Origin of the sequence: Acidovorax sp. Root275, from assembly GCF_001428965.1 — a bacterium.
Lineage (GTDB): Bacteria > Pseudomonadota > Gammaproteobacteria > Burkholderiales > Burkholderiaceae_C > Acidovorax > Acidovorax radicis.
In genome coordinates, this window is the sequence record NZ_LMJH01000009.1 from 248653 (window position 1) to 271460 (window position 22808).

23 protein-coding genes are annotated in these 22808 nt (G+C 65.1%); 19 read left to right on the forward strand and 4 right to left on the reverse strand.

Translation table 11 applies throughout. The features are described from left to right. Positions 1-27: 27 nt before the first annotated feature. Positions 28-1245 (reverse strand): LysM peptidoglycan-binding domain-containing protein, encoded by a 1218-nt coding sequence (locus ASE52_RS16210; protein WP_082606908.1) that lies wholly within the window; start codon positions 1243-1245, stop codon positions 28-30. Positions 1246-1444: 199 nt separating this feature from the next. Here ASE52_RS16210 and def point away from each other — a divergent pair, with 199 nt between their 5' ends. From def to ASE52_RS16270, 12 genes are all read left to right on the forward strand, one after another. Then, on the forward strand, positions 1445-1954 hold the full coding sequence (gene def, locus ASE52_RS16215; RefSeq protein ID WP_010464622.1) for a peptide deformylase: 510 nt from the start codon (positions 1445-1447) through the stop codon (positions 1952-1954). Beyond that, positions 1954-2460 (forward strand): hypothetical protein, encoded by a 507-nt coding sequence (locus tag ASE52_RS16220; RefSeq protein ID WP_010464624.1) that lies wholly within the window; start codon positions 1954-1956, stop codon positions 2458-2460. The genes def and ASE52_RS16220 overlap by 1 nt, the downstream gene beginning before the upstream one ends. A gap of 29 nt (positions 2461-2489) precedes the next feature. Further along, on the forward strand, positions 2490-3557 hold the full coding sequence (locus tag ASE52_RS16225; protein ID WP_057227567.1) for a methionyl-tRNA formyltransferase: 1068 nt from the start codon (positions 2490-2492) through the stop codon (positions 3555-3557). Then, a complete protein-coding gene (locus ASE52_RS16230) occupies positions 3554-4378 on the forward strand; it encodes an AzlC family ABC transporter permease (RefSeq protein WP_010464629.1) in 825 nt (274 codons plus the stop codon). The genes ASE52_RS16225 and ASE52_RS16230 overlap by 4 nt, the downstream gene beginning before the upstream one ends. Then, positions 4375-4713: an AzlD domain-containing protein gene (locus ASE52_RS16235; RefSeq protein ID WP_010464630.1), complete on the forward strand. Its 339-nt coding sequence runs from the start codon at positions 4375-4377 to the stop codon at positions 4711-4713. Before ASE52_RS16230 ends, ASE52_RS16235 begins: the two co-directional genes overlap by 4 nt. 173 nt (positions 4714-4886) lie before the next feature. Beyond that, entirely contained in the window at positions 4887-6086 is a 1200-nt protein-coding gene (locus tag ASE52_RS16240) for a phosphoglycerate kinase (RefSeq protein WP_010464631.1), read from the forward strand. A gap of 209 nt (positions 6087-6295) precedes the next feature. Next, complete coding sequence (locus ASE52_RS16245) at positions 6296-6982, forward strand: hypothetical protein (RefSeq protein WP_010464632.1); 687 nt, start codon at positions 6296-6298, stop codon at positions 6980-6982. After that, on the forward strand, positions 6979-7536 hold the full coding sequence (locus tag ASE52_RS16250; protein WP_010464633.1) for a FlgO family outer membrane protein: 558 nt from the start codon (positions 6979-6981) through the stop codon (positions 7534-7536). Before ASE52_RS16245 ends, ASE52_RS16250 begins: the two co-directional genes overlap by 4 nt. Before the next feature lie 180 nt (positions 7537-7716). After that, positions 7717-8544 (forward strand): orotidine-5'-phosphate decarboxylase, encoded by an 828-nt coding sequence (gene pyrF / locus ASE52_RS16255; protein ID WP_057227569.1) that lies wholly within the window; start codon positions 7717-7719, stop codon positions 8542-8544. A 53-nt stretch (positions 8545-8597) separates the two neighbouring features. Beyond that, positions 8598-9494, forward strand: coding sequence for a LysR family transcriptional regulator (locus tag ASE52_RS16260; protein ID WP_057227571.1), 897 nt, complete (start codon positions 8598-8600; stop codon positions 9492-9494). Positions 9495-9617: 123 nt separating this feature from the next. Then, complete coding sequence (locus ASE52_RS16265; protein ID WP_082606909.1) at positions 9618-10601, forward strand: tripartite tricarboxylate transporter substrate-binding protein; 984 nt, start codon at positions 9618-9620, stop codon at positions 10599-10601. Continuing rightward, positions 10598-11599, forward strand: coding sequence for a succinylglutamate desuccinylase/aspartoacylase family protein (locus tag ASE52_RS16270; RefSeq protein WP_198928115.1), 1002 nt, complete (start codon positions 10598-10600; stop codon positions 11597-11599). Before ASE52_RS16265 ends, ASE52_RS16270 begins: the two co-directional genes overlap by 4 nt. Before the next feature lie 44 nt (positions 11600-11643). On the opposite strand, the gene ASE52_RS16275 is transcribed toward ASE52_RS16270, so the two are convergent. Then, positions 11644-12762, reverse strand: coding sequence for a LuxR C-terminal-related transcriptional regulator (locus tag ASE52_RS16275; RefSeq protein WP_241777025.1), 1119 nt, complete (start codon positions 12760-12762; stop codon positions 11644-11646). Between the two features lie 247 nt (positions 12763-13009). Beyond that, positions 13010-15610 (reverse strand): FG-GAP-like repeat-containing protein, encoded by a 2601-nt coding sequence (locus tag ASE52_RS16280; protein ID WP_082606910.1) that lies wholly within the window; start codon positions 15608-15610, stop codon positions 13010-13012. A gap of 317 nt (positions 15611-15927) precedes the next feature. On the opposite strand from ASE52_RS16280, the gene ASE52_RS16285 reads away from it, so the two are divergent. From ASE52_RS16285 to ASE52_RS16310, 6 genes are all read left to right on the forward strand, one after another. After that, positions 15928-16587 carry a hypothetical protein gene (locus ASE52_RS16285; RefSeq protein ID WP_057227578.1) on the forward strand — a complete coding sequence of 220 codons (660 nt, stop codon included), beginning with the start codon at positions 15928-15930 and terminating at the stop codon, positions 16585-16587. A 64-nt stretch (positions 16588-16651) separates the two neighbouring features. Further along, entirely contained in the window at positions 16652-17308 is a 657-nt protein-coding gene (locus tag ASE52_RS25950) for a hypothetical protein (RefSeq protein WP_057227580.1), read from the forward strand. 4 nt (positions 17309-17312) lie between these two features. Further along, positions 17313-18047, forward strand: a complete 735-nt coding sequence (locus tag ASE52_RS25220) for an IPTL-CTERM sorting domain-containing protein (RefSeq protein WP_158004168.1) — start codon at positions 17313-17315, stop codon at positions 18045-18047. Positions 18048-18170: 123 nt separating this feature from the next. Continuing rightward, the gene (locus ASE52_RS16300) at positions 18171-18587 is read left to right on the forward strand and encodes a globin domain-containing protein (RefSeq protein ID WP_057228491.1); all 417 of its coding nucleotides are present in this window, start codon (positions 18171-18173) and stop codon (positions 18585-18587) included. Positions 18588-18600: 13 nt separating this feature from the next. Continuing rightward, the gene (locus ASE52_RS16305; RefSeq protein ID WP_010464650.1) at positions 18601-18978 is read left to right on the forward strand and encodes a hypothetical protein; all 378 of its coding nucleotides are present in this window, start codon (positions 18601-18603) and stop codon (positions 18976-18978) included. Between the two features lie 26 nt (positions 18979-19004). Further along, positions 19005-19931 carry a DKNYY domain-containing protein gene (locus ASE52_RS16310; RefSeq protein WP_057227583.1) on the forward strand — a complete coding sequence of 309 codons (927 nt, stop codon included), beginning with the start codon at positions 19005-19007 and terminating at the stop codon, positions 19929-19931. 103 nt (positions 19932-20034) lie between these two features. Here ASE52_RS16310 and ASE52_RS16315 read toward each other — a convergent pair whose 3' ends face one another. Next, positions 20035-20475: a hotdog domain-containing protein gene (locus ASE52_RS16315; protein ID WP_057227585.1), complete on the reverse strand. Its 441-nt coding sequence runs from the start codon at positions 20473-20475 to the stop codon at positions 20035-20037. A 279-nt stretch (positions 20476-20754) separates the two neighbouring features. Here ASE52_RS16315 and ASE52_RS16320 point away from each other — a divergent pair, with 279 nt between their 5' ends. After that, a complete protein-coding gene (locus ASE52_RS16320) occupies positions 20755-22737 on the forward strand; it encodes a methyl-accepting chemotaxis protein (protein WP_057227587.1) in 1983 nt (660 codons plus the stop codon). Positions 22738-22808 lie beyond the last annotated feature (71 nt).

A 22808-nucleotide genomic window follows, 5' to 3' on the forward strand; every position in this document is an offset into this window, starting at 1 on the left:
TGCGCGGCCCAAGGCAGGCCCTCGCAGTTATTCCTGAGGATTGATCAGGCGATCGCCCACGCGCACGCCACTGCGGATCTCCAGAATCAGTGCATACGAGACGCGGTCGAAGGTGCGGAACACCATGGCGGTACCGTTGCTCTCGCTGGGCAGCTTGATCGTGGTCTTCGCATCGCCGGTCACATCCTTGATGCGGTCGCCTTTGGTCAGCAATGACAGGACGTGGCCTGGCTCGATGCCGTCCTGCGCACCCATGTTGATCGCAACCACCTGGTTCTGTGCGGCATAAGCCGCCGAGAAGCTGCCATAGATGGAGACGACCCGCGCATCCACATCGATATGGGGCGCACGGGGTGTGTAGCTGTTAAAGACCCGGGCAGGCGCGGGTAGGATGCGGTCCCCTGCGCGGATCTCCTCCTTGGTGCCGGACAGATCCACGGTGGCAGGCACATATTCGGAAACATAGCCGCCCTTGCCATTGGGAATGTCTTCAAAAGACTCGCCCCGCACCAGCTCTGCCTTGCCCAGGTACTGCGCTTCGTACCCGAGGATTTCGCCCGTCACCGGATCCTTCATGGCCACCGCATCGCGGAAGACACGGAAGAAGCGTGGTTCGCCTGGCTCGGCGCGGACGGGTGCCGAAGCGTCACCGCGCACATAGGCGCGGTCACCACTGGCCATCAGCACGCGGTCCTCGGTAGTGGCGACGATGCGGGGTGCCCGCTGGAGCACTTGGGCATCCACCACCAAGGGCTCCACAAGGAAGGGCTCGATCAGGTGGGACTTGAGCGTGGGAAGCGCGGTACTGGCCAGGCTGTCGCTGCGGGTGCGGGGAGACACGCGCACCGTCTGTGGTTCGGACTCGGAAACGCCGGGTGGCGTGGTCCGCAGGCGGGCATAACCGCCATCCTTGTCCAGATAGAGCGTCTGACCGGGATAAATCAGGTGGGGGTTCGCAATGGCCTTGAGGTTCATGCCCCACAGTTCAGGCCAGCGCCAGGGACGCTTGAGGTACAGGCCCGCAATACCCCACAGCGTGTCGCCACGCTGAACCGTGTAGGTGTCGGGCGCATTGGGCGCCAGCTCTGAAAGGGGGATACCGCGCTCAGAAACCTGCTGCGCCGTGGCGCGCTGGCCACTGGAGACGGAATGGTTCTGGGCCTGAGCCGGTGCGACCAGCAAAGCGCCAGCGATGATGGTGAGCGCGCCCAGGGCGGTCCGCCGCACGCTGGTGAATGCTGTCATGTTGTTCCTTTTCTCATGCATTGGGAAACGCCCCCTCGCTGGCACCTCGGTGCACGGAGCAACCGCGCAGCCGGGCAAATACGTTACAAAGCTTCTTAGATTCTCTGCTCAAGCCCTTGATTCGGCAACGATTATTGGCCTGGAGTGCTGCAGCAGGCCTTAAAAGTGGCGAAAATAGCGACATCTCTTGGCAGCTTTCATGGCAATCCTCCCCATTCTCTGTTACCCGGACCCCCGGCTTCATAAGGTTGCACACCCCATCCAGGCAGTGGACGACCGCATCCGGACATTGGTCTCCGACATGCTGGCCACCATGTACGACGCCCATGGCATTGGCCTGGCCGCCACCCAGGTGGATGTGCACGAGCGGCTGGTGGTCATTGATGTCTCTGAAGAGCGCGACCAACCGCTGGTGCTGATCAATCCCGAACTTGTCTGGACCAGTGCCGAAAAGCACCTCAATGACGAAGGCTGCCTCTCGGTGCCCGGCATCTACGACGGTGTCGAGCGTTTCGATGCCGTGCACGTGCGGGCATTGGACGCGCAGGGCCAGTCCCGCGTCATCGAGGCCGATGGGCTGCTGGCGGTGTGCATTCAGCACGAGATGGACCACCTGATGGGCAAGGTGTTTGTCGAGTACCTCTCTCCGCTCAAGCGCAACCGCATCAAGACCAAGATGATCAAGCAGCAGCGGGGGGCCCGCGAGTGATGCGCCCGGCGCTCTGCACCCTGAGGGGTGGCGGAGTGCTGGCGCTTCTGGCGCTGGTCGTTCAACTGGCGGGCTGTGCGCTGCCTGCCCGCGAAGAGCCCGGCGCCCTGCGCGCCGAGGTGGTCGCCCGGCTGGGGCCGCCCACCGCCACCGTCCCCCTGCCAAGCGGCGAGCGCCTGCTGTACTCCGAACTCCCCGCAGGGTTTGCGGCCTACAACCTCGATTTCGACGCCAGCGGCAGGCTGGTGCGCAACGAGCAGGTGCTGACGCAGACGCGCTTTGAGAACATTCCCGTGGGTGTATGGACTGCCGCCGATGTGCAACGCACCTTCGGCCCCCCCTTGCGCGTGGAGCGCGTGGCACGGTTTGAAGGCGACATCTGGACCTACCGCTTCCGCCAGAACTCCGACCCGCGCCTTGCCCACGTTCACCTGGACCCCCAGGGCGTGGTGCGGCTGGTGATGTTCACGGACGAGCTTCCCAACTTTGACAACACGCGCGACTGAGTGCGCACTTACATCCCAACATCTGTTTCATGAGAGTCATTTTTGCCGGTACGCCTGAATTTGCCCGTGTGGCGCTGGAGCGGCTGCTGGCCGCGGGGTTCACGGTGCCCCTGGTTCTGACCCAGCCCGACCGCCCCGCCGGGCGCGGCATGAAGCTTCAGGTATCCCCCGTCAAGCAATGCGCGCTGGAGCACGGCATCCCCGTCGCGCAGCCGCGCAGCCTGCGCCTGGATGGCAAGTACCCCGATGACGCAACCGCCGCGCGCGATGCGCTGCGGTCCGCGCAGGCCGATGTGATGGTGGTGGCTGCCTACGGCCTGATCCTGCCGCAATGGGTGCTGGACGCCATGAGCGCCGCACGGCCGCCCGAAGGCGCGAAGGCCCCCTCGGGGGGCAGCGAACCACGCGCAGCGGGAAGCGTGGGGGCGCGTTTGGGATGTCTCAACATCCACGCCAGCCTGCTGCCGCGCTGGCGCGGCGCCGCCCCCATCCACCGTGCCATTGAGTCCGGGGATGCCGAAACCGGCGTCACCATCATGCAGATGGACGCCGGCCTGGACACCGGCGCCATGCTGCTGATGGAACGGCTGGCCATCGCCCCCACAGACACGACCGCCGCCCTGCACGACCGGCTGGCCACCCTCGGGGGCCGCATGATCGTGGAGGCGTTGGAGCTGGCGGCTTGTGGAGGGCTGAAGGCCGTACCCCAGCCCACCGAGGGCATCACCTATGCCCACAAGATCGAGAAGGCCGAGAGCACCATTGACTGGTCGCTGCCCGCCAGGGTGATCGGCCAGCGCATCCGGGCGTTCGATCCCTTCCCCGGGGCCAGCACTGAATGCACCGGGGAAACGATCAAGATATGGAACTACGAAATTGATAGCAACAAATCAAATACAGATAAGCGCCACGGCCAAATTTTATCGATAGACAGCGACGGAGTGGTGGTCGCCTGCGGCGAGGGTGCGTTGCGACTGACCACCTTGCAGCGCGCGGGCGGCAAGCGGCTGGCGGCGGCGGACTTCCTGCGGGGCTTCGACCTCCGACCCGGCATGGTGCTGGGCACCCCACCCCCCACGGCGGCGACACCGGCATGAGCCGCAGGGCCGCGATCGGCAGCACGCTGCGCCACCCTTCCTTTCGCGTGGCCGCCATCGACATGGCGGGCACAGCCGTGGGCATCGGGGCCTGGGGGCTGGTGACCGGGGTCGTCATGGTCAAAAGTGGCCTGCCGGTCGGCATCGCCATCTTCATGTCGCTGGTGGTGTATGCCGGCAGCGCGCAGCTGGCCGTCATCCCCCTGATGGCGGTGGGTGCACCGCTGTGGGTGGTCTGGCTGACGGCCAGCTGCGTGAACCTGCGCTTCGTGATCTTCAGCAGCATGTGGCGCAGCTACTTCGTGCATCTGCCGCTGCGCCAGCGCCTGGCCGTGGGCTATTTCAGCGGCGACGTGATCTACGTGGCCTTCATGAAGCGCTTCCCCGAGCCACGTCCCCAGCCCGAGCAGGTGCCGTATTTCTGGGGCGCGGCCACCACCAACTGGCTGGCCTGGCAGGTGCCGTCCATCGCGGGCATCCTGCTGGCCAACGCCGTGCCGCTGTCGTGGGGCCTGGGGTTTGCGGGCGTGCTGGCGCTGCTGGGTGTGCTGCTGTCGCTGCTGTTCGACCGGGCCACCTGGCTGGCCACCGGTGTCGCCGCCACGGCCGCGATTGCCGCCTTTGCATTGCCGCTCAAGCTCAACATCCTGGTGGCCATTGCCGCCGCGGTCGCCGCCGGCCTGCTGATGGAGGCGGTGGACCGCCGCCGCCACAAACCCGAACTGGTCCTGCTGCCTGCGGACAGTGTGCTGCCGCCCGAAGAGCGCGAGCAGGTCGAGGCGGGCGACGTGGTGCCACTGCGCGAGGAGCGTCATCCATGAACCACTGGTCCTGGATCGAACCCGCCATCGCCATCTTCGGCCTGGCCGTGATCACCGTGGTGTCGCGCTCGTTCTTCATGATTCCCGAACGCGAATTGCCGCTGCCCGACTGGCTCAAGCGTGGGCTCAAGTACGCACCGCTGGCAGCACTGGCTGCAGTCATTGCGCCCGAGATGCTCATGACGAAGGGCGAACTGATTGACACCTTCATGGATGCCCGACTCCCTGCGGTGGTGTGCGCAGCCGCCTACTACTTCTGGCAGCGCGGCATCCTGGGCACCATCGTCGTCGGCATGGTGGTGTACCTGCCACTGCACATCGGCTGGGGCTGGTAGGCGGTGAAGCCCCCCTGAGTCGCCTTTGGCGCCTTCCCCCCGGAGGGGGACGCACCCGGTGGCCTGGCAAAGCCAGTTCCACGGGTGCACTGGCATGGGCACGGGAGCGGCATGAGCTTCGATCACTAAAATGGCGGCGCTGATCCACGTGCCCTCACCAAGCTAACCACTCCATGAACATCCTCCGCTTTTCCGATCTGTGCGCCCAAGGCAAGGCCCAAGGCCAGCGCGTCTTCATCCGCGCCGACCTGAACGTGCCCCAGGACGATGCTGGCCGCATCACCGAAGACACCCGCATCCGCGCATCGATTCCCTGCATCCGCCTGGCTCTGGACGCAGGGGCTGCCGTCATGGTGACCAGCCACCTCGGTCGCCCAACCGAAGGTGAATTCAAGCCCGAAGACTCGCTGGCCCCCGTGGCCAAGCGCCTGGCAGAGCTTCTGGGCCGCGAGGTGCCGCTGGTCTCGAACTGGGTGGATGGTGTCACCGTCGCCCCCGGCCAGGTCGTGCTGCTGGAGAACTGCCGCCTGAACGTGGGCGAGAAGAAGAACAAGGAAGACCTGGCCCGCAAGCTGGCCGCGCTGTGCGACATCTTCGTGAACGATGCCTTTGGCACCGCCCACCGCGCCGAAGGCACGACCTATGGCATCGCGCAGTTCGCCCCCATCGCCTGCGCCGGCCCGCTGCTGTCGGCCGAGATCGACGCCCTGACCAAGGCCCTGGCCCATCCTCAGCGCCCTCTGGCAGCCATCGTGGCGGGCTCCAAGGTCTCGACCAAGCTCACCATCCTCAAGAGCCTGGCCGACAAGGTGGACCAGCTCATCGTGGGCGGCGGCATTGCCAACACCTTCATGCTGGCGGCGGGCCTGCCCATCGGCAAAAGCCTGGCCGAACCCGACCTGCTGGACGAAGCGCGCGCCGTGATTGCCGCGATGAAGGCGCGCGGCGCCGAAGTGCCGATCCCGACCGACGTGGTCACCGCCAAGGCCTTTGCGGCCGACGCCCCGGCCACCGTCAAGGCAGCCACCGAAGTGGCCGAGGACGACCTGATCCTCGACATCGGCCCCGAAACCGCCGCACGCCTGGCCACCCAACTCAAATCCGCCGGCACCATTGTTTGGAACGGCCCAGTGGGCGTATTTGAATTCGCGGCCTTCGAAAACGGCACCCGCGAAATTGCGAAAGCCATTGCCGAATCGCCCGCCTTCAGCATCGCGGGCGGTGGCGACACCCTGGCGGCCATCGCCAAATATGGCATCGAGAAACAGGTCGGCTACATCTCCACCGGCGGCGGCGCGTTTCTGGAAGTGCTGGAAGGCAGAACACTTCCTGCGTTCGAGATTCTCGAAAAACGTTTCGTTACCATCGCTTGAAATTTGTTACACACACGAACACAAGCAAATGCAGCGGCGCGTAAGCAAGCACGCCAATCTGTGACCAAAAACAACGAATTGCGTGTGTCTGGGCGCAGTTACCTCATTTTTTTCTTGTTTTTGTTGAGTATCGCGCCCAGAATTATTTTTCAATCGCGTGGGATGTATCTGTTCATGTCCCCGCCTCTCAAAGTCCGTAGGAGGGAATCATGAAATTTTCAAAGGCAGTCAGCTTGGCGGTACTCGCTGGCGCTGTGGCTACTTTGGCGGGATGTGCTTATCGTTCGCCCATTCCCCTGGCGGAGAACTTTGAGCTGACCGTACAACCCAAGGTCCGCTCTGCGGGCCACTGGGAGCTGGTCTCGAACGATGTGGTGGCGCAAACCCTCAGCACGCTCGACAAGTCCGGTGTGGCACCAGGTACGCAGCTGCATGTGGCGCTGCCACCCAACCCCAGCTCGTTTGACCTCGCGTTCCGCGATTTCCTGATCACCAAGCTGGTCCAAAGCGGCGCCCCTGTGCTGCAAGACCCCGGCCAAACGCTCAACGTGACCTACAACACGCAGATCGTCCGCCACAACAGCCCACGCCCCCACTTCATTCCCGGCCAGTTCACCATGATTGCAGCGGGCCTGATGGCCGGCTATGGCCTGCGCCATGAACACCTGGACCTGCAGCTGCTGGCCACGCTGGGCCTGACCTCGCTGGCCGACTACGGCGCCAGCATCAACTCGGGCGGCCCGACCAACACCGAAATGATCCTGACCACCACCGTGACGCGTGGCGGCCAATACGTGGTGCGCAAGACCGACGTGTACTACCTGGAAAATGCGGACACGCCCCTGTTCATGCGTCCGTCCTATAGGAACGTCAACATGAAGGTAGTTTCGCAATGAAATCCACAGCACTTCTGACCGCGCTGGCCGCAGCAGCCCTGCTGGCTGGCTGCGCCAACAACGGCGCGCCCGTGCGCACGGAACCCACGTACCAGGAAGCTGCCAGCAACCAGTTCCTGACCAGCAGCCAGGATGCCGTGGCCAAGCTGACCGCTGGCTTCGACATGAGCACCATCGGCAGCGGCCCTGTCCTGGTTGCCACGGTGGTCAACGTGAACGACCTGAGCCGCTCGGCCCCTCTGGGCCGCACCCTGTCCGAGCAATATGCCTCGCACATGGCCAGCGGTGGCTTCAACGTCAAGGAAATCAAGCTGCGCGGCGACGTGTTCGTGCGCGAAGGTGCTGGCGAGTTGTTGCTGTCGCGTGAAATCAAGGACATTGCACGCAGCCACAACGCCTCGCTGGTGCTCGTGGGCACGTACTCGGCTGCAGCCAACTACACCTACGTAAGCCTGAAGCTTGTGCGCACCGAAGACAGCCGCATCATCCGTGGCTACGACTACGCACTGCCCAACGACCGCGACGTGCAACGCCTGCTGGCGGTACCGCGCTGAGACTGAGGGGGAATAGGCTGGACGCTGGCCCACCCCCGAGCAAAACCCCAAAAAGGCCGTTTCGACGGCCTTTTTTGTTGCCTGCGGAATGCCGGGGGACGTACGCTCACGCGTTCTCAACCGCCTGGACAGCCTTAGAACCACGCGGCGGTGCATGCCACCCCACCTAAAATCACGCCCATGACCTTCACCGACATGCTGCGCGACGCCACGGCGCAGAACAATTCCCTGCTGTGCGTGGGCCTGGACCCGGAACCGACGCGGTTTCCTGCCGGGATGCAGGGCGACCCGCACAAGATCTATGACTTTTGCGCCGCCATCGTGGACGCCACGGCCGACCTAGTGTGTGCCTTCAAGCCCCAGATCGCCTACTTCGCCGCGCACAGCGCCGAAGACCAGCTCGAGCGCCTGATGCAGCACATGCGTGCGAATGCGCCACACGTGCCGGTGATCCTGGACGCCAAGCGCGGCGACATCGGCTCCACGGCCGAGCAGTACGCCAAGGAGGCCTTCGAGCGCTACGGTGCCGATGCCGTCACGCTGTCGCCGTTCATGGGCTTCGACTCCATCGAGCCCTACCTGGCCTACCACGGCAAGGGCGCCTTCCTGCTGTGCCGCACCTCCAACCCGGGCGGGGACGACCTGCAGACCCAGCGTCTGGCCAGCGTCGAAGGCCAGCCGCTGATGTACGAACACGTGGCGCGTCTGGCGCAAGGGCCCTGGAACAAAAACGGCCAGCTCGGCCTGGTGGTGGGCGCGACCTACCCGCAGGAAATCGAGCGCGTGCGCGCCATTGCGCCCACGCTGCCGCTGCTGATCCCGGGTGTGGGCGCTCAGGGCGGCGACGCCGTAGCCACCGTGCGCGCCGGGCTGCGCGATGGCGGTCCGATCATCGTGAACTCCTCGCGCTCCATCCTTTACGCCTCGAAGGGCGACGATTTTGCTGCGGCAGCACGCACCGAGGCGCAGCGCACCCGCGCCGTGCTCGAGGCAGCCCGCGCGCGCTGACCCTCGCCGACGGCACCTTTAGCCCCCAACGCTGCGGCACCTGGATCGCCACCATGCAGCTCAAGTGGCTGGAAGACTTCATCGTGTTGGCGCAGGAGCGCAGCTTCACCCGCGCCGCCGAACTGCGGCATGTCACGCACCCGGCCTTCGGCCGCCGCATCCGCGCGCTGGAAGCCTGGGCAGGCACGCCGCTGGTCGACCGTGGCGGTGGCCCGGTCACCCTCACACCGGCAGGACTGAGCTTTCTGGAGACGGCGGGACAGCTGGCGCGCAATTTGGCGCAGTCGCACGAGGAGCTGCAAAGCCTGGCCGGCCGGCAGGCCCGCACGGTGACGCTCGCCACCGGCCGCACGCTGGCACGCACCGTGGTGGCCGACTGGCTGGTGCGCCTGCAGCCCATTTTGCAGGGCGGCGAACTGTGCATCCGCACCCGGGCACTGGCCGACACCGTCGCCCTGCTGGAACGCAATGAGGCCGACTTTTCGCTGGTCTACCACCACCCGGCACTGGCGGTGCGGCTGGATGCGCGCCAGTTCATGCATGTAACCGTGGCGTCCGACCGGCTGGTGCCCATCTCGCGGGCGACGGCACAGGGTCAGGCGCTGCACCGCTTCGGGCAGGACCACCTGCCGGTGCCTTACCTGGCCTATGCGCCTCAGCTCGCTCTGGGGCGGCTGGTGGAAGACCATCTGGCACACAACCCGAATGCGCCCCGGCTTCAGCGCGTGGTGGAGTGCGATTCGGCAGACGCACACTACGAATACGTGCAAAAGGGCCTGGGCGTGGCCTGGTTGCCCTGGTCCATGGTGCATGCGGACTGCCTGGCCAAGCGCCTCGCGCCGGCGGGTGATGCGCGCATGGAAGTGCGTTTTGACGTGCGCCTCTACCGCCCCAAGCGCCGCCTGGGCCCGCTGGCCGAGGCACTGTGGAAAGCCCTGGCCCAGCGCTGACACCCCGGGTTTGCCCGAAGGGGACGAACCACTTTGGCACAAACTGGTGCCAGTTCAGCACCACAGACACCGACCCGCCTTTTCACAATGGTTCCACCACAAGAACCCCCACCCGGAGCCCCCATGCGAACCACCCACCCCCTGCCACGCCACGCCGCCCTGTTGTGCGGTCTGGCCGCCCTGGTTGCCACTGCGGCCATGGCGCAAGATGCCGCCTATCCCTCCAAGCCGATCACGATCGTTGTGGGCTACCCCCCGGGCGGCAGCACCGACCTGACCGCGCGCACCGTGGCGACCGAGCTGGGCAACAAGCTGGGCGTGCCGGTGGTGATCGAGAACATCGGCGGCGCCGGTGGCGCCATCGGCGCGCAGAAGGTGGCCAGCAGCGCGCCGGACGGCTACACCCTGCTCGTGGGTGCCAGCAACGAGATCGCCATCAACAAGCTGGTGACCAAGAAGGTGAAGTACGACGTGAAGGACTTCACCGCCATCGGCCTGATCGCCTCGCAGCCACTGGTGCTGGTGGCGTCCACCGGCGCGGGCGTGAAGAACCTTGCCGAGTTCACGCAGAAGGTCTCCAAGAACCCCGGCAAGTTCAGCTATGGCAGCTCGGGCGTGGGCACCTCGCTGCATCTCGCGGGCGAGATGGTCAAGGAACAGGGCAAGCTGTTCATGACCCACATCCCCTACCGCGGCGTAGCGCCGCTGACCAACGACCTCATGGGCAACAACCTGGAATACGGCGTGTTCGTGCTCTCCAGCGGCCTGCCGCACATCAAGAGCGGCAAGGTGATCGCCCTGGGCACCACCGAAGCCAAACGCTCGGCCGCCACCCCTGACATCCCCGCCCTGGCCGAAACCGCGCAGTACAAGAACGTGGACATCGGCGTGTGGTTTGCCCTCATGGCGCCTGCGAATCTGCCCAAGCCGGTGTTCGACAAGGTGAAGAAGGCCCTGAACGACAGCCTGCAGTCGCCCGACTTCCGCAAGAAGATGGAAGCCACCGGCTCCACCGTCGCGGCCACCAACGTGAACATCGACCAGTACCTGGCTGCCGAAGTGGCCAAGTACAAGAAGATCGTCGAATTCGCCAAGATCGAAGAATGAACCGCAACGACGACCTCCACCGCAGCATGGTGCCACCGCTCACCTTCAAACTGCCTGCGCCCGACATCAGCGCCTGGCGTGCCGGCAACACCGGCACCGAAGGCGTGTGGCACTTCGACTCGGGCCAGCCCGGGCGCCACGCGATGATCAGCGCCCTGGTGCACGGCAACGAGCTGTGCGGCGCCTGGGCGCTCAAAGGCCTGCTGGAGGCCGGCGTGCGCCCGCAGCAGGGCACGCTCACCCTCGCGTTCTGCAACCTTGGAGCGTTTGACCGCTTCGACGCCAGCAGTCACGACGCCTCGCGCTTCACCGACGAAGACCTCAACCGCCAGTGGCTGGACGAGCGCATCGACGCGGCCGACACGGCTGAGCGCCGCCGGGCCGCCGCGTTGCGCCCTTTTGTGGCCCGCGCAGACTGGCTGCTCGACATCCACTCCATGCACGAACCCTCGGCGCCGCTGCTGCTCACCGGCATCCAGCCGCGCAATCTGGAGCTGGCGCGCGCGATGCGTTCCCCCGAACACGTCGTGGTGGACGCAGGCCACAAGGACGGCGTGCGCATGCGCGACTACGGCCGCTTCGGCTTGCCCGACGGCGAGGGCGGCGACACCCGCTCCCTGCTCATCGAATGTGGCTTCCACGGTGACCCCGCCAGCCGCGCGGTGGCGCAGGACCAGTGTGTGCGTTTCCTCGCGCAGTCCGGCGTGCTTAGCGCCGAGGCCTTGGCGCAGCAGTTGCCCGGCTGGTGCCTGCCCGATGCGCCCCGCCAGTGGGCGCTGGAAGTGACCGGCCCCGTGGTCGCCACCAGCAGCGCCTTCCGCTTCGTGGCGCCGTACACCGGGCTGGAGGTCTTCGAGAAGGCCGGCACGGTGATCGGCGATAACGATGGCGTGCCCGTGGCCACGCCCTATGACAACTGCGTGCTCGTGATGCCCTCGGTGCGGCAGGCCCGCGCGGGAGTGACGGTGGTGCGCTTTGCCCGGCGGCGGCCACTGTAGCAAGCGGCAAGCCCTTGCCAACATGACGAGGGGTTTTGTCGCTGCTACGTCTGCAAATACGCCTGCAGCTCCTTGCGGCTCTGCACGCCCAGCCGCGTATAGATCTGCCGCCGGTGGTAGGTGGCCGTGTTGGCGCTGATGCCCATGCGCTTGGCGATCTGGTCCTCGGGTACGCCACGCACCAGCCAGTAGGCCAGCTCATGCTGGCGCTGCGGCAAGCCCAGCGCGCGCAGCGTGGGCAGAAGGTGCGCTACACGCGCCACACGCTGCGTGATGTGGATGCCCACCACCCGGTCGTTGTGGCAGCCATCTTCCCCGGATCCCGCCGCAGCAGCCATCTGCGTGGCGCGCAGAGAAAACCAGCCGCTGGCATTGTGCAGGTCCAGTTGCGGCAGCTCGGGCGCCTGGCCCCAGTCCGTGTTGCCCTCCCCCACCGATCGCATGCGTTCCAATAAAAAGCGCAGCGCAGGCGGCAGCTCGCTGCGGCGGTACCAGCGCAGGCCAAAGGCCAACGCCATCAACCGATCCGCCTGGGGTGACGTCCACAGCAGCCTGCCCTCCGCCGTGGCGACCAGCATGGCGCTGTCTTGCACCACACTGCCCTGCGCATCCATCTCACCGGGCTGCAACGCACGCGCCAGCCACGGTGCGAGCTGTTCCAGCAGGGCGATCTCTTCGGACACAAAGCGCGACGCGCCGGGCTTGCGGCACAGCTTGAGCGAGCCCAAGCCGCGACCCTGCGGCGTGCGCAGCACCAGGCTCAGAAAATCCTGCCACTCCGAAGGCCGCGCCAGCTCGTTGTAGAAATCGCTGCGAATGAATTCATGGCGGGAGACTTGGAGGATCTGCTCCATCGCCAGCACCCCATGCTCCTGGCGCACGGCGGCGGCGAAGTCGTGCAGGCTGTAGCGCACCAGCTTGAGCTCTTGCACCATCATTTGGGGATCGAAATAGCGGTGCATCCACTCGCGCGCGGGCGACGGCTCGATGTACGCATCCAACACTCCGTCGGCATCGGGGTGAAAGTACACACCCGTATCGAAGCCGATCAGCTGGTGCAGCTCGTGCAGCACGGGCTCGATGAGCTGGGGACCGGTGAAATCCAGGCAGGCCATGTGCTGCAGACGGGCGAGGGCGTGCTGTTGCGTGCGAGAAAGAGACATGGAGACAGGGCGTGGCAGGTGCGCCGCATCCATGCGGCACCTGGCAGCAGCGTAACGCAGGGACGATGGAAACTTCAACGGTGTGAATCGCAGGCACCCACCCAGACACGCGGTGAACAAACTTCTCGCAGTCCTCGCCCTGGCCACCGGCGCCCACACTGGCGCGAACGCCTGCCCACGCTGAAGAACAGCAGGGTGGACACCACTCTGGACGCCTGCGACCCTCAGTGGTGGCCCCCTGGGCGCGTTATCGCCGCATGCGGCGTCGGACGAAGGCCAGCATGGCCAACGACAGGCCCATCAGTGCCAGCGGACTGTTCATGGGCACCGACACAGGGTCGCCGCCACCGCCAGGCGGGATGGCTCCCGCGGTGTTCGTCAAGTCAAACGTCTGCGTGACAGGTTGCTCCAGCACGGTGTCGTACACAACGGCGCTGACCTGGTGCAAGCCCACCGCGGCGTTAGCAGTGGCCGTGACTTCCGCGAAACCATTGGCATCGGCCAGCGCGCTTTCGGCAGACAGCACCACCCCGCCGGCGGTCGTGAAATAGACACGCACTTGCGGCGTGCTGCTGCCGTCCCAGCCCGTGACTTTCACGCGCAGTTTCTGGGCAAAGGTGGTATTGATCGGCGTGCTTTGGGGGGTGCCGCTCACCGTGGTCATGAACTTGGGCAGATCCGCCACGTTTCTCAGCACGCGGTTTTGGGGGCTGACCAGCGAACTGCCTTGCACGCTGGCCTTCACCGAGTAGGTGCCGACAAACCCGTTGGCCGTCCCGCTCACCTGTGCGTTGCCCGCAGCATTGGTTACCGCCGTCAGTGTGGAGAAGCTCGCCGTGGCACCCGATACCGGATCGGTTGTGATGGCAAAAACAACCGTTGCGCCTTGCACCGGGTTGCCAAAAAAGTCCTGCACGTGCGCCGTGACAGGTGCCGAGAACGGCTTGGTGACGTACGTCCATTGCGGCGTGGACACGTCAAAGGCAATGGCGGCGGCGGCGCCGGCCGGCGCGGAGTTCGACAGCTTGATCGAGACGCCGGTGGTGCCAGGCGCCGTGGCACTGACACTGTAGGCGCCAGACTTGCCCGTGGCGGTGGCCGAGACCGCCGCGAACCCGTTCGCATCCGTCACTGCGGTGGACGACGACAGCACCACGCGCGACGGTACGCTGGGGCCGCCGAACGTTACCGTGACACCGGCCTTCGGATTGTTCGACGCATCGGTCACCCGCACTTGCAGCGGTGTGCCAAAGGCCGTGTTGACCAGGGTGATCTGGTTGTTGCCTGCCGTGACCGCCAGACTGTCCGTGTTGGTATTGCACAAATTGAAGAGTGGCACATTGCCCAGGCTGGTGATGAATCCCTTCATCTGATAACAACCCATCACGCCATTGGCAACCGGGGTATAGCTGAAGACACCTTGCGCATTGGTGGTGCCTGAGCCAGTGGACGCGATGGGCAGGCTGGGGCCGGGGTTCACCGGGGTAATACTCACCGCCAAGCCCGGCACGCCCACGCCATTGCTGTCGAGCACCTTGATCGACAGGGGTTGCGCAAAAGGGGTGTTGAACACCGTGCTCTGCGGCGTGCCGGTCGTCGCGATGGACGAAGCAGCGAGGGCAATGGTCTCGAAAACAGCAATTTTCCCGGCCCCCGGGCCTGAGGTCACGAGATCGGCGCGGCCATCGCGGTTGAGATCAATGGCAGCGAGCATGCGCGTGACCGAATAGCCAATATGCTCATTCAATACAAAGCTGTGGTTGGCTTGCTGCAACCCCACATAACCATCCGAGATTACGTCCAGCCGGCCGTCACCATTCACATCGGCCACGATGACTCGCCCCATGTCACGGCCACCACCGTTGGAAACCCCCGTAGTGAAAAGCTTGGTGGAAGGCAAGAATATGCCGTTGCCAACGCCTTTGGCCAGCCACACCCCCTGGCCATAATAGTTCTGCATGAGCAGATCGAGTTTGCCATCTCCATCGACGTCAGCGACTTCAAGATCGGAAATACTCACCACCCCAGCGCCTACGCCAAGAAGTTGTGCTTGGGGTGCAAATGATCCATTGCCTGCACCTTTCAGCCATGAAACCGTTGGGCTCACCACATCGTCGACAAAAACCAGGTCGATTTTCCCATCGCCGTCAATGTCGGCCAACTGTGATTCGCGTATCGTGTTATAGGAGGCCAGACCGCTGTAGGACACCTCATATTGACCTGTCAATATAAAAAATCCCGAACCGGCGTTCTGCAAAACCTCAAAATAATGATTACCGCCAAAGTCGCCTGGTTCATAGACGCCGACAACAATGTCCAATTTCCCGTCATGGTTCAGATCGGCTAGCATGGGGTTTTGAGCACCATAATCACTCGCATCCGCAAGCCCAGGCCGGGCCAAGGCGCTGAAATCCCCATTGTTGTTGCCCGACCCTTTCAATATGGATACACCCAGACGGTCGGTAATGACCAAGTCCATCTTGCCGTCCCCATCCATGTCGCCCGCAGAAATGCCGTTGGGTGTTTGTAGACCGAACACCAGATTATTGAAATCATGCTTCAACGCCAGGCCGCCAATGGGGGTGCCTAGGTAAATGAGCAGCTGGTCGGTTTCGCCGTTGAGAACCGCCAGGTCGGGGTAGCCATCGTTGTTGAAATCCGCGCTCACGGCGGCAGTCGAAACGTTGGGCGCGTTGCTGGCGCTATTGGCCTGCAAATCCGGCGGGCCATAGATATTGGCCGCTTGCGCTGGCAGCGCTATTGCGCAGAAAGCGGCGGCTGCAGCGATGCCAGCGGCAGCACGTTTCGCCTTTTGCATCCATCTGCTGGCTATTTGGGGAGTTTTCATGGCTCTTGAATCCGACTGTTTCACTCGAATCAGTTTAGGAAGCCAAGTCCCCCAGCGCCCCACCCCTGGGGATGGGTGCAGCCACAAATCATCCTGTATTCCGCATCCACCGGGGTAACAAGCCAGCGAACAGTTGCGCCAGCGCGCAAAACCAGCCCCCCGCCATCCCACCCTCAGGGGTGGGGCGCTGCGCCAAGGGAATCCATAGACTGGACGGCAGACGCGAAATTGCTCCTGAAAGCATAGCTTTGTGCGCTTGACTGGCAAGCGCTGGGGCAAATTTTTGCGTGTTTAGACCTGCACATCCACGCCGCCCCATGCAAAAACACCTTGCCCTCCTGGCCCTGGCCATCTTCGTCCACGCTGGTGCCTGGGCCGCGACCTACACCTTCACCGGCCCCATCTACGCCAGCCCGCTGGACTACACAGCACCTTGCTCCGCCGGCACCTGCGCCAACTTCAGCACGGCCATGCGGCAAACAGGCCACTTCACCACCAATCAGCCGCTGCCAGCCAACCAGAGCAGCCTGGACATCACGCCCTACCTCACCTCATACGACTTCAACGACGGCGTGACCAGCTACAGCATGACCGGAGCCAACACCCTGCTGGCCAAGGCCAATGTTTCCACGGACGCGGCGGGCCAGATTGTCGATACCGACCTCGTGTTCCAGCGGTGGCAAACCGCCAGCCATGGCGCAGGAGACCGGTTGAGCTACATGTCGGTCAACTTTGCCAGCTACTTCAACCGACCCTGCGTTTCCCTATCCAGCCCCGACATCTGCAATACCTTCGCGGACGACGGCGCCACCAGCCACGCCTTTGCCCACGGCAGCGGTGGCTGGACGAGTGACATCCCGGCGCCAGGCGGCGCGCAGTCCGTGCCCGTGGACAACCCGTTTGCCTTGTTGCTCACAGCCACGGGCCTGCTCGGCCTCGCCCTGCGCGGACGTCGGAAATTGCTCCTGAAAAAATAGCTAATTGCGCTTTCCACATATGCGCTAGCAGCATTTTTTCTTACAAAAACAACCCACCCCCTCCATGAAAAAAGCCCTCGTACTCCTGGCCGCTGTCTTCCTCCAGGCGGGTGCCTGGGCCCTCACTTACACCTACACCGGCCCCACCTACAACAGCCCGACCCACGACTTCACCGCCCCTTGCGCCGCAGGCACTTGCACGAACTTCACCACCGCCATGCGGCAAACCGGCAGCATGACCACCAACCAGCCCCTGCCGCCCAATTTGAACCACGTGGAAGTCTCTTCCTACATTTCCGGCTATTCGTTCAGCGACGGCGTCACCCAATACATCAGCTCAGGCATTCCCCAACGGTTGCTGTATGCCTACGTGACCACGGATGCGGCGGGCAACATCACCGACAGCGACATCGTCATCATCCGCTGGCAAACCGCGAACCCCCAGATCGGCGGGCGGATCGACCACATCGCGGTCAATCAGGGCAGCTTCTCCAACGAGGTCTGCGCAGGCATGGGCAATCCCGGCATGTGCACGGCAACCACCGAAGACACCTCCACCAGCTACGCCTTTGCCCAGGCGAGCAACGGAGGTTGGACGCCCATCGCCCTACCCACCGCGCAGTCCGTGCCGGTGGGCAACCCCTTTGCCTTGTTGCTCACAGCCACGGGTCTGCTCGGCCTCGCCTTGCGCGGACGGCGAGAGTTACTCCTCGAAAGATAGCTGTTTGCGCTTTCTGCATGCTCCCTCAAGGCATTTTTTACAAAACCACCTCGCCGTGAAAAAAACTCTTTTGCTGCTGACCGCGCTCTGCGTCCAGGCGAGCGCCTGGGCCGCTACCTACACCTATACCGGCAACCCCTATACCGCGCCCACCGTGCAAAACTACACCAACTGCACGGTAGGCAACTGCGGCAACTTCACCACAGCGATGTTCCAGTCGGGCTGGTTTACCACGGCGGCGCCCTTGCCGGCGGGTCTCAACAATGGCGACATTTCCGCACTGATTACGGGCTTCGCGTTTTCGGACGGGCTAACCAGCTATTCCAGTGCTGCGGGCGACACCCTGTACCAAGCCGTCGCGATGACCGATGCCAATGGCGTATTCACCGATGCCATGCTCATCTTCATCCACTGGCCAACACCGCCCCCCCATGCCGTGGGTGATCGCTATGACATGATGGTTTTGCGCAACTTCGTCTTGCACAACTATGAATGCCTGCAAGTCAACGACCCCAACAACGGCGTGTGCAGCTCAGGTACGGCGAGCACTTCCGGCAGCAGCATCGATGGCAATCCCCAAACCAATGGCACTTGGGTAGTCACCGGTCTGCCGCCTGTGGTGCCGGGGGGCGGTGTCAACGCAGTGCCCACTCTGGGCGAATGGGGCGTGCTGCTGCTGGCCGCCTTTATGGCAGGCATCGGCCTGGTGATGCGACGCAAGGTGCCCCACAGCCTTTGAACAAGGCCGCCTTTAGCACTTCGCATCGGCGCGATGCGCAACCAATGGATCGCCATCGGTCGCTATATCGCCCAGGCCTCGCAGGCCTTGCTTTTCTACTCTTTCCGTTTCAAGGAATTCCCCATGTCCCCCGAACAAATTCATCTGGTGCGCCAGAGCTTTGCGCAGGTTGCGCCCGTCGCCGCGCAGGCAGGCGCGCTGTTCTATGCCAAGCTGTTCGCACGCGACCCCGCCATCCAGGGGTTGTTCGAGTCGTCCGACATGCACATGCAGGCACGCAAGCTGCTGGACATGATCGGCAACGCCGTGCGGCTGCTCGATCATCCCGAGCGGCTAGACCCCGCGCTGCGTTCGCTGGGCCAGCGCCACACGGGCTATGGCGTGCAGGCCGCGCACTACGACACGGTGGGCGCAGCCCTGCTGGAGACGCTGTCCGATGCGCTGGGCGGTACCTTCACCCCCGCGACCCGAGAAGCCTGGACCGCGATGTATTCCCATGTGGCACGCACCATGCAAGCGGGTGCCACGCTGCCGCACTAGCACAATGAACCGCATGAGCACCACCATGCCCCGCACAACGCCCCGTCTTCGCGCCAGCGCCGCCGCCTGGGTGGCGGTCGCACTGGCCACTTCTGCAGTCACTGCCATGGCCCAAGCCTCAACCCCCTTGCTGTTCAAGATCGTCACCGTGCGCGACGAGGTCATCGTCGCCGTGCCGCCGGACGAGGCCGGTGCCCTGCGCCCCGAGGCCGCCGCCATCGGCCAGGCCCTGGCCGCCAAGGGCGCGCTCACCCTCTGGCAATACGCACCGCGCAAAGGGGCCGACGGCGCGCTGGAGATGGCGCCCCGCGCCAAGATCAGCGTGCTGGCGCACGACAGCCTGCGCGTGGAGCCGTACACCGCAGCGGTGCGGGTCGTGCCGGTGCAGTAAGCCCACCGCGCGCCCTTGCGCCTCCCATGCAGAATGGCACGCTTCAGCAGACAGGAACGGCCCCCACCGGGTTCGCCCGCGTGTGTGCGCTAGCGCTCGGGGCGCTGGCCGCACTGTGCGGCTGCGACGGTGGCGCGGGTTACCAGCGCGGCTGGGCGGGGGACTGGACCTACGGCGGCGCGGCCTTCACCCCGGGCGACCCCACAACGTTCCAGCCGCTCTCGCCACACTTTGGGCGCGACGCGCAGCAAGGCTACTGCCGGGGCAGCGCAGTGGAGGGCAGCGAGGGCGCCACGTTCGAAGCCCTGTCGCAACACGAGGCACGCGACAGCCGTGCGGTCTACTACTGCAAAACCTACCGCAAGGCGCAGGAGTATTGGGCCTACCAGCACCTGCGCACCACCACCATCCCCGGCGCCGATGCGGCCAGCTACCGCGTGCTGGCCCACGGCCATGCCCACGACCGGCATCGCGCCTACGACCGGGGCCAGCCTTTCGCCGTGCGCGATGCGGCCAGCTTCGAGCCGCTCAGCCCCCGCTTTGCGCGCGATGCGCAGCGCGGCTACTTCGAGCATGCCGAGATTCCCGCCAGCCACGGCCCAAGCTTTGCGCTGATGGACGAAGACGACCCCGGCTACGCACGCGACCGCACCCACGCTTGGCACGGCCACATCGAGGTCAATCAGCCCGACCGGGGGCCGCACCCCGTGTTGCGGCCCCTGCGCGGCGCTGACCTGGCCACGCTGCGCGCCCTGGGGCGTGGCTACGCGGCCGATGCGCGGCGGGTGTGGTACCAGGGCGAGCCGCTGGCGCGGGCGGATGCGGCCAGTTTCACCGTGCTGTCCAATGCGACTGCGGACGTGGACGTGGACGTGGATGCGCGCGACCGCACGCAGGCATGGCAGCGGGGGCGTATCGTGGCTGGCAAGGACCCTGGCCCGGCCGCAAGGTGAGGCACTGCCGTGCCCACACCAGCGGCCCTCCAGCGGCAGGGGCTTGCCCTGCGTTGTGAAGGCCTGGGGACAACCGCAGTGTTTTAACTCCGCCTGCGCGCCCTCATTGCGCCGCCCGCGCGGCGTCCACATGCGCCTTCACCCGCTGCGCCAGGGCCATGTCACCCGGGGTTTCGGGGCTCCATTTGTCAATGGTACGGGGCTGCTCGTCGGCATCCACCGCCGTGTAGACCGCCACACAGTGCAGCACCTCTTGCTGCTGTGCGCTGTGGACGCTGCCGCTGCGCACCTCCACCGCCAGGTGCATCGAGGTGTCGGTGGTAAAGGCCAGGCGGGCATGCACCTCCACCAGGTCCCCCGGCCGGATGGGGCGCATGAAATTCGCGCCACCGACAAACTCGGTGATACAGGGCCCCTGGGCCCAGGCACTCGCGCAGGCAAAGCCCGCTTCGTCCACCCAGCGCAGCACGGTGCCGCCGGGCACGCGGCCAGCCTGCGGCAGGGTGCTTTGAGACGCCAGGAAACGCAGGGTGATCGATTGCATGCGGGGTGCTCCAAAGGACGGGATGGGTTCATTATTCTCCAGCGCACCATTTGCCGCAGCCCTGCCCGAGCCGACCGAGGGGCGGTGCGGAACGCCCAGCGGGCACACACGCGGTGCTGCAAAAAATTGACCTGAGTCAAAACCCTACTGAAGACAGACCCCTACATTGCGTTACATTCCGCGCGGTCTGATGGAGGGCCGCATCCCAGTCGGCGGGTGCCGACACCCCGCCCCTGAGGTCTATCTTTTTGCGCACACATTGACCGTGCGCCTACTGCCATGTCACTTCTGCACCGGTTAAACCTGCTCGAAAAATTCCTCATCCTGGGAACCCTCGGGCTCATGATGAGCGCGCTGCCCACCTACCTGACGGTGCGCGATTCGCTGCACGCCATTGGCCACGCGCGCCACGAGGCGCAGGGCGTGGTCCCCGCACAGGCGCTGACCCGGCTGGTGCAGCAGATGCAGGTGCACCGGGGCCTGTCGGTGGGCATGCTCGGTGGCGACGAAACCCTGGCAGCGCGCCGCCCCGCCGCGCGCGATGCCGTCAACACGGCCCTGGACGATGTCACCACCCGCTTTGCGGCCGCCAAGGTGCCCGCCCCCCAGATGGCCACCTGGACCCAGGCCCAGCAGACCTGGCGCACGCTGGAGCAGGCCGTGGCCGCACGCAGCATCGAGCAGGCCCAGAGCACGGCGCAGCACACGCAGCTCATCGCGTCGCTGCTGCAGCTCAACGAATCCTTGCTGCATGCCTATGGCCTGCAGATCGACCCTGACGCCGACACCCACGCGCTGATCCAGGCCTCGCTGGTGCAGGCGCCCATGCTGGGCGAAAAGCTGGGCATGCTGCGCGCCCAAGGCGCCAGCGCACTGGGCAAGCACGAGCTGACGCCCCAGGGCAAGGGCCAGCTGCTGGTGCTGCAGCAGCGTGTGGCCGAGCTGCAGGCCGACACCTTCCGCGGGCTGGACCGCGCCCTGCAGGGCAACCCCGATCTGCATCGCGCCCTGGGCAGCAGCGCACAGGCGGTGCAGGGCCAGATCCAGCAATCGCTGCAGATGGCCGAGCGCGACGTGATCAACGCCAGCGAACTCCAGCTGCCCTCCAAGGACTATTTCGACGCGTTCACCCGCACCATCGAAGCGCTGAACGCACTCAACAACCTGTCCATGGCCAGCCTGGACCAGGCCCTGCAGGCCCGGGTGTCCGACCTGCAGCGGGGGCTGCTGTGGGTGGCGCTGGCCCTGGTGGTCACGCTGTCGGCCACCAGCGGCATGGCGCTGGTGTTTGTGCGCTCGATGACCGGGCCGCTGACGCAGGCCGTGGCGCTGTCGCGTGCCGTGGCGCAGGGTGACCTGAGCGGCGGCGTGCTGCCCCACGGCACCAACGAAGTTGGCCAGCTGCTGGAAGCCCTGATGCAGATGCGCACCCAGCTCACGCAGGTGGTGCGCCAGGTGCGCAACGGGTCTGAAAATGTGGCCACGGCCAGCGTGCAGATTGCCCAGGGCAACACCGACCTGTCGGCACGCACTGAAAGCCAGGCCAGCGCGCTCGAAGAAACCGCCGCCTCGATGGAGCAGCTCAACGCCACCGTGCGCCAGAACGCCGACAGTGCCCAGCAGGCCAGCCAGTTGGCCGCGAGCGCCAGCACCGTGGCCGTGCAGGGCGGCGAGGTGGTGGCCCAGGTGGTGGACACCATGCAGGGCATCAACGCCTCGTCGCAGAAGATCTCGGACATCATCGGCGTGATCGACTCCATCGCATTCCAGACCAACATCCTCGCGCTCAACGCGGCCGTGGAAGCCGCCCGCGCGGGCGAACAGGGCCGGGGTTTTGCCGTGGTGGCGAGTGAGGTGCGCAGCCTGGCCGGGCGCAGTGCCGAGGCCGCGCGCGAGATCAAGGCCCTCATCAGCGCCAGCGTGGAGCGCGTGGAGCAAGGCACGGCCCTGGTGGACCGCGCGGGCAGCACCATGACCGAGGTGGTGGCGTCCATCCGCCGCGTGACCGACATCGTGGGCGAGATCAGCGCGGCCAGCCACGAACAATCGCTGGGTGTGGCCCAGGTGGGCGAGGCCGTGACGCAGATGGACCAGGTCACGCAGCAAAACGCCGCCCTGGTCGAGGAAATGGCCGCCGCCGCCAGCAGCCTGCAGAACCAGGCCGAAGACCTGGTGCATGTGGTGTCGGTGTTCCGGCTGGGGGACGAAGGCCAGGGCCAGCACAGGGCACCACGCCCCACGAATTCGCTACGAATTCAATAGCTATTAACGCTTATCCATCAAGCGCTAGCAGCCATTTTTATTCACATTCTGCGACCCCCGTGGCGCCTCGG